8 protein-coding genes and 1 tRNA gene are annotated in these 5,716 nt (G+C 70.5%); 1 reads left to right on the forward strand and 8 read right to left on the reverse strand.

The window, feature by feature from the left end:
- The 8 genes from D455_RS0124975 to D455_RS0125010 form a co-directional block, all read right to left on the reverse strand.
- Window positions 1–705, reverse strand: a 705-nt coding sequence (locus tag D455_RS0124975) for a DUF2398 family protein (protein WP_017573400.1), incomplete at its 3' end; no start/stop codon positions are given.
- Window positions 705–2,003: a DUF2397 family protein gene (locus D455_RS35635; protein ID WP_083922431.1), complete on the reverse strand. Its 1,299-nt coding sequence runs from the start codon at window positions 2,001–2,003 to the stop codon at window positions 705–707. The genes D455_RS0124975 and D455_RS35635, both read right to left, overlap by 1 nt.
- A gap of 191 nt (window positions 2,004–2,194) precedes the next feature.
- Entirely contained in the window at window positions 2,195–2,770 is a 576-nt protein-coding gene (locus D455_RS0124985; RefSeq protein WP_017573401.1) for a hypothetical protein, read from the reverse strand.
- 132 nt (window positions 2,771–2,902) lie between these two features.
- On the reverse strand, window positions 2,903–3,214 hold the full coding sequence (locus D455_RS0124990) for a hypothetical protein (RefSeq protein WP_017573402.1): 312 nt from the start codon (window positions 3,212–3,214) through the stop codon (window positions 2,903–2,905).
- Between the two features lie 8 nt (window positions 3,215–3,222).
- Window positions 3,223–3,477: a hypothetical protein gene (locus tag D455_RS0124995; RefSeq protein WP_017573403.1), complete on the reverse strand. Its 255-nt coding sequence runs from the start codon at window positions 3,475–3,477 to the stop codon at window positions 3,223–3,225.
- 12 nt (window positions 3,478–3,489) lie between these two features.
- Window positions 3,490–3,744 carry a hypothetical protein gene (locus D455_RS0125000; protein ID WP_017573404.1) on the reverse strand — a complete coding sequence of 85 codons (255 nt, stop codon included), beginning with the start codon at window positions 3,742–3,744 and terminating at the stop codon, window positions 3,490–3,492.
- Window positions 3,745–3,800: 56 nt separating this feature from the next.
- The gene (locus tag D455_RS0125005) at window positions 3,801–4,052 is read right to left on the reverse strand and encodes a hypothetical protein (RefSeq protein ID WP_017573405.1); all 252 of its coding nucleotides are present in this window, start codon (window positions 4,050–4,052) and stop codon (window positions 3,801–3,803) included.
- Between the two features lie 677 nt (window positions 4,053–4,729).
- Window positions 4,730–4,811: transfer RNA gene (locus D455_RS0125010), tRNA-Tyr, on the reverse strand.
- Between the two features lie 232 nt (window positions 4,812–5,043).
- On the opposite strand from D455_RS0125010, the gene D455_RS0125015 reads away from it, so the two are divergent.
- The gene (locus D455_RS0125015; RefSeq protein ID WP_017573406.1) at window positions 5,044–5,541 is read left to right on the forward strand and encodes a YajQ family cyclic di-GMP-binding protein; all 498 of its coding nucleotides are present in this window, start codon (window positions 5,044–5,046) and stop codon (window positions 5,539–5,541) included.
- Window positions 5,542–5,716: the final 175 nt, after the last annotated feature.

Below are 5,716 nucleotides of genomic sequence, written 5' to 3' on the forward strand. Positions count from 1 at the left end.
GAGTTCCTCGCGGTAGACGACCGCGGTTTCGGCGAGGAGCCGGTGCAGGGCGGTCTCGCCCTGCTGGTCGCTGTCGGGGTCGATGTCGGAGGCGGTGGCGAGGTAGGAGTCGGGGTCGTCGGAGGCGTGGGGCAGGTGGGCGGCGACCGCGCGCAGGACCTGTGTGTGCGGGAGGAGCCGGGGGTCGGCGGCGGGGTCCTCCTGGTGGTCGGCGATGGTGCCGGAGAGCTCGGTGAGGGCGCCGAGGCCGACCAGGTGGAGCAGGGCGGCGCAGAAGGCGCGGCGCTCGCCGAGGCTGCGCGTGGGGTCGGCGTCGACCCCGGCCTCGTGCGCGGCGGAGCGGACGCGTTCGGCCAGGTCGCGGACCGTGGTGGTGCCGTGCCCCTCGACCAGGACGGCCAGGACCAGGGCGAGGTGGGTGTGCGTGCGGGGGGTGAAGGGCGCGCCGGTCACGCGGGAGAGGGGGCGTGCGACCTCCGCGCCGAGGCCGCGTTTGACGAGGCGGGCGTGGTCGTCGGCGACGGTCAGGCGGTAGCCGAGCACGCGTTGGAAGCGCTGGACGAGCCACTCGGTGTGGGAACGCACGAGGGCGAACTCGGCGGGGTGGACGCGTTCGGTGAGCAGGGGGTGCGTCAGGAGGGCGCGCGCCGCGGCCTGGCGTTCGCCGATGAGCGCTGCGTCCTCGCTGTAGGTGTCCGTCTCCATCACTCCCACGGTCGGGTCCCGTACGGGTACGCGGGCAGGTCGATCGGCCCCGTGTCCGCCTGGTCCGAGGGGTCACCAGGGGTTTCGGGGGCCTCGGCGGGGGATTCGGAGGCCTCGGCGGAGGGTTCGGTCGGGTCCTGGGGGTCCGCTTCCGGTTCCTCGGGTGCGGAGGGTTCCTCGCCGGGGAGGTGGGCTCCGGAGGCGGCCGGGTCCGCTGGCACGGACGGTGCTTCAGGCGCCGCAGGGGCCACGTGTGACTCCGGGCCCTCGGACATCGCGAAGGTGTCCCGTGCCCCAGGGGATTCGGATGCCGCGGAGTCCTGGGGAGCCTCCGAGGGGTCAGGCGTCTCAGGGGCGTCAGAGGACCCGGGCGTCTCGGAGGGATCGGGTTCCGCGGAGGCGCCCGAGACCCCGGAGTCCTCCGGTGTCGCGGGGTTTCCGGGCGGCCTCAGGGATTCGAGCAGCTCCGCGAGCTCGGACACCCCGGAGGGCGCGGCGGCCTCGGAGGGCGCGGCGGCCTCCTCGTCCTCCGGGGACGCGTCGGGGTCCCCGCCCTCCTCGTCCTCCTGGGAGGCCTCCTCCTCAGCGGAGGCGTCGGGACCCGTCGGGTCCCCGTCGTCCTCCTCGGCGGCGCACCGATCGAGGACGTGCTGTTCCACGGTGTGCTGCTCGTAGGGGGTGACGAGCAGGCGCACCCCGTCCAGGGTCAGGTCCCCGCCCTCCCCGCGGATGACGACCTCGGCTCCGGACGCGGCGACGACGTGCAGCCGCAGTGCGAACTCCAGGTCCCCGGCGGAGGTGGAGCGCTTGCTGGCGTCGCCGGAGCCGAGGGCCGCCGTGAGGAGCTCCATCAGCACCTCCATCCCGGCACCGGACAGGTCCAGGCGGGCTCGGCGGCCGGTGGGCTCGGTGAGCAGGGAGCGGATCTGAGCCGCGCCGGCTCGGCGCCAGTGGGCGGAGGACTCGGCGGCGTCGCGCAGGCGGGCCTGCTGGGCCCGGTGGTCGCTCACCGGCTCGGGGCGGCGGGTACCGGGCCGCTCGGTGACCGTGCTGCGGTCGGGATCGGCCTGCCACCAGCTGGTGGTGGCGGCGACGCCCTCGTCCGTCCGACCCTCCAGGTGGAGGGCCGGGTGGAGGGCGTAGGCGACGCTGGCGAGGGCGTCGGCCCGGTCGGGATCGGCCTCCTCGAACCAGGTGGCCAGGCGCAGCAGAGCGGCGCGGCCGTGCCGTGGCGTCGGCCGCCCGTCGGCGCCCTGTCCGTCGTCCGCGCTGTTGTCCGTCCGCTGGTTGAGTCCCACAACTCAGCAGACTAGAGACCTCCCGGGCGCGCCACGCCCGTTTCGGCACCGTCTGGTCCCGCGAAGGGGGTCGTGTCACCCATTCTGATCAGGCGTTATGTTCTTTTGAGGAACTTTGGCATGATTCTGCGGAGGGAGGCGAAGCTCACCTCCGCCCGGCGGCCCGCGTTCCTTGTCCGGCCCCTCCGGGGTCACCCGGAGCCGGGCTCGTCACCGGGCACCGTCAGACGTCCGCCGTCGGCCTCCTCCAGCGCCTGCCGCATCTCCTGGGACATGTCCTCGTCGTACTCGACGATCGTGTACGTGGAGTAGTACGTGGTGCCGTCGACCTCCACCGGGTCGCCCAGCTCGACCTCGACGTCGTAGGGGTCGTTCTGGCAGCCCTCCTCCATGCACCAGGTCCCCGACAGCTCCCCCTCGCCGCGCGCGACCTGCTCGGACCACTCGTGCCACTCCATCTCGGAGAAGGTGGTGAACTCGGTGGCGACGTAGTCGGTGGGGCGTTGGTCGTCGAAACCGTTCTCGTCGCCGTACCGGTTGAGGACGTGGGGCGCCCCCTCGTCCGCCGCCGGGCTCCCCTCGTCCGGACTGGGCGAGGCCTCCTCCGGCGCGGGCTCCGTCTCCTCCTGCGCCGGGCTGGCCGGGCCCTCCTCCGGGCTCCGCTCCGCCCGCGGCGTGGGAGGGGGCGGGTCGGGTGGTGCGGTCTGCTCGCCGCAGGCGGTGACCGCCAGCAGCAGTGCCGCTCCTGTCAGGATCGTGCGCCTCATCTCGCCTCTCTCACCCCTTCGGGTACGTCGGACTGTCACCTGCGAAGGCCCCCCGGCAGTCTGCCGGGGGGCCTTGGCGAACCACTCGCGTTCCGTCACCGCGGGATCGGGGACCCCACCACCCGGAGGTGGCTAGTAACCGTTGTCCTCGCCCTTGTGACCGTCCTTGTCACCACTGTCGTGGTCCTCGGAGTGGTCGTGCTGGACGTTGGTGGTCACGGGTCCGTTGACGCAGTCGCCCGTGGTCTGCGGCGACAGGACGGGCACGTTGACCGCACCCACGCCCACGGACAGCTCGGCGTTGCAGATCTGGATCGGAACCAGCTGGAGGTTCTGGTTGAACTGCTGGTCCCCACCGTGCGAGGCGGACGCGGGCGACGCGGCGAGCATCGCGCCCAGGGCGGCACCGGCGATGGCGGCGGCCACCGTGAACTTGCGCAGCATGCCGTCCCCTAGTCGATGTTGGTGTAGACCGGGCCGTTGATGCAGTCGCCCGTGGTCTGCGGCGACAGCACGGGCACGTTGACCCCGGCCAGGAGACCCACGACCAGTTCGGTGTTGCACAGCTGCACCGGAACCAGCTGGAGGTTCTGGTTGAACTGCTGGTCGCCACCGTGCGAGGTGCTGGCGGACGCGGGCGACGCGGCGAGCATCGCGCCCAGGGCGACACCGGCGATCGCGGTGGCAGCCGAGAACTTGCGCAGCATGTCGGAGACCTCCTAGTCGATGTTGGTGCTGACCGGGCCGTTGGTGCAGTCGCCCGTGGTCTGCGGCGACAGGATCGGGATGTTGACCGCGACCAGGCCGACGACGGCCTCCGTGTTGCACAGCTGCACCGGGATGGCCTGGAGGTTCTGGTTGTACTGCTGGTCCCCGCCGTGCGAGGAGGTGCCCGCCAGGGCGGGGGAACCGGTCAGAACGACACCGAAAGCAGCACCAGCGACGAGGCCGGCAACGCCGAGCTTACGCAGCATTGAATTACCCTTCGAAAAAGTTTGAGATATCGTCTCGGTTGGACTGATTGCCGGAACTAGCTGATGTTGGTGCCGACCGGGCCGTTGGTGCAGTCACCGGTGGTCTGCGGCGACAGGATCGGGATGTTGACCGCGATCAGGCCGACGCTGGCCTCCAGGTTGCAGGACTGGATCGGAACCAGCTGGAGGTTCTGGTTGAACTGCTGGTCCCCACCGTGCGAGCCACTGGCGTAGGCGGGCGTTCCCATGAAGAGCGCGCCCATCGCGGCACCGGCGACCAGGCCAGCAGCGGCCATCTTCTTGATCATGCTTCCCCCGAGAATCGGTTACGAGGTATTGACAGAAAAAGACGCAGGCGCTTCTTGCACCTGTGTCGCGGTGGACTGAGGCAATCTTCATCCGACCCCCAGTTTTTGTCAACGCCGAAACCCGGAAAGAAATTTGTCCATATTGTCGCGAGCATTCTTTTCGTGTCGGTCGCAAAAGGACACATTGAATCCCTTTCCGCTCGACCCGCGCAAAGGACCGACTCACGCACAAGAACGACCGCGACCGGCGAAGCGGACACATCACCCACCAGCCGCACACTCGGGACGAGTCACATCCCCGGGGTCAGCCATCGCCATGGAGAAGACGCAGGTCAGAGCGTTTGGAGCCGCGCGCGCCGCCCTCCGGACTCCCGCGCGGAGCACGAAAATCCGCGTTACACGCCCGTGTCCCGAACGCGATGGATCCGCGATCGGCCGAATCCCGGGGAGCCCGCTCCACCCGAGTCCGGAACGCCCGGGGCCCGCCTCCGCGCGCCGTGAATGTGACGCGGGTCTCCCCGTCCTGCCCCTCTCCGGAGGCCGGCCCGCGCACACGGAGCCGCACGGCGCCCCGGCGACGTTCCGCCGGCACCGGCGGGCGGCCGAGGGCGCCCCCGGAACGCGAGAAGGCCCCGGTGTCCAGCGTTTCCGCTGGTCACCGGGGCCTTCTCCCCGTGTGGCAGGTCAAGGATTCGAACCTTGGAAGGCAAAGCCGACGGATTTACAGTCCGCTCCCATTGGCCGCTCGGGCAACCTGCCTGGGCTGCGGCGACGTGTTCGTCGCGGCGCACCACCGAGAATAGCGGATGATCCGCCCGAACCTGAAATCGTTTGTGCGGGCGCGCCCCCAGCAGGGTCTTCGGGGCACGCTGAGCAGCACACGGCTAAGCTCTGAGACCGGCCCGCGCCGGGGTGCGGCACGGGCCCGAGAGACCCACGCGGGCGCCACGAGCGCCCGTGATCCATGAGACCTAGCGGGGTGTGAGCGAACGTGGCCGCCGAATCCAGTTTCGACGTCGTGTCCAAACTCGACCGTCAGGAGGTCGACAACGCCCTGAACCAGACGGGCAAGGAGCTGGCCCAGCGGTTCGACTTCAAGGGCACCGGAACCACCATCGCCTGGCAGGGCCAGGACGGGATCGAGATCAAGGGCAACTCCGAGGAGCGGGTCAACGCCGCCCTGGAGGTCTTCAAGGAGAAGCTGGTCAAGCGCAAGCTCTCCCTGAAGATCCTGGACCCCGCCGAGGAGCCCAAGCCGTCCGGCAAGGAGTACCGCCTTCCCGTCGGCCTCAAGGAGGGCATCAGCTCCGACGACGCGAAGAAGATCTCCAAGCTGATCCGTGACGAGGGCCCCAAGGGCGTCAAGGCCCAGATCCAGGGGGACGAGCTGCGCGTCAGCTCCAAGAAGAAGGACGACCTCCAGAGCGTCCAGAACCTCATCAACGAGAAGGACTTCGACCTGGCCCTCCAGTTCGTCAACTACCGGTAGCGGCTCCCGCGTCGGAACGGCCGCCCATCCCCCCGGGGGACGGGCGGCCGCCGCGTCCCCGGAGCCGTGCCGAGGGGCCGCGTGTGGCGCCCGGCGGGGAGGGCGGCGCCCCGCGTCCCCGGAGCGTCCTCCGGGGGCGCGGCGGCCTAGATGAGTGAGTCCGATGTGTGAGCAG

The organism is Nocardiopsis halotolerans DSM 44410, from assembly GCF_000341065.1.
Classification (GTDB): Bacteria; Actinomycetota; Actinomycetes; order Streptosporangiales; family Streptosporangiaceae; genus Nocardiopsis; species Nocardiopsis halotolerans.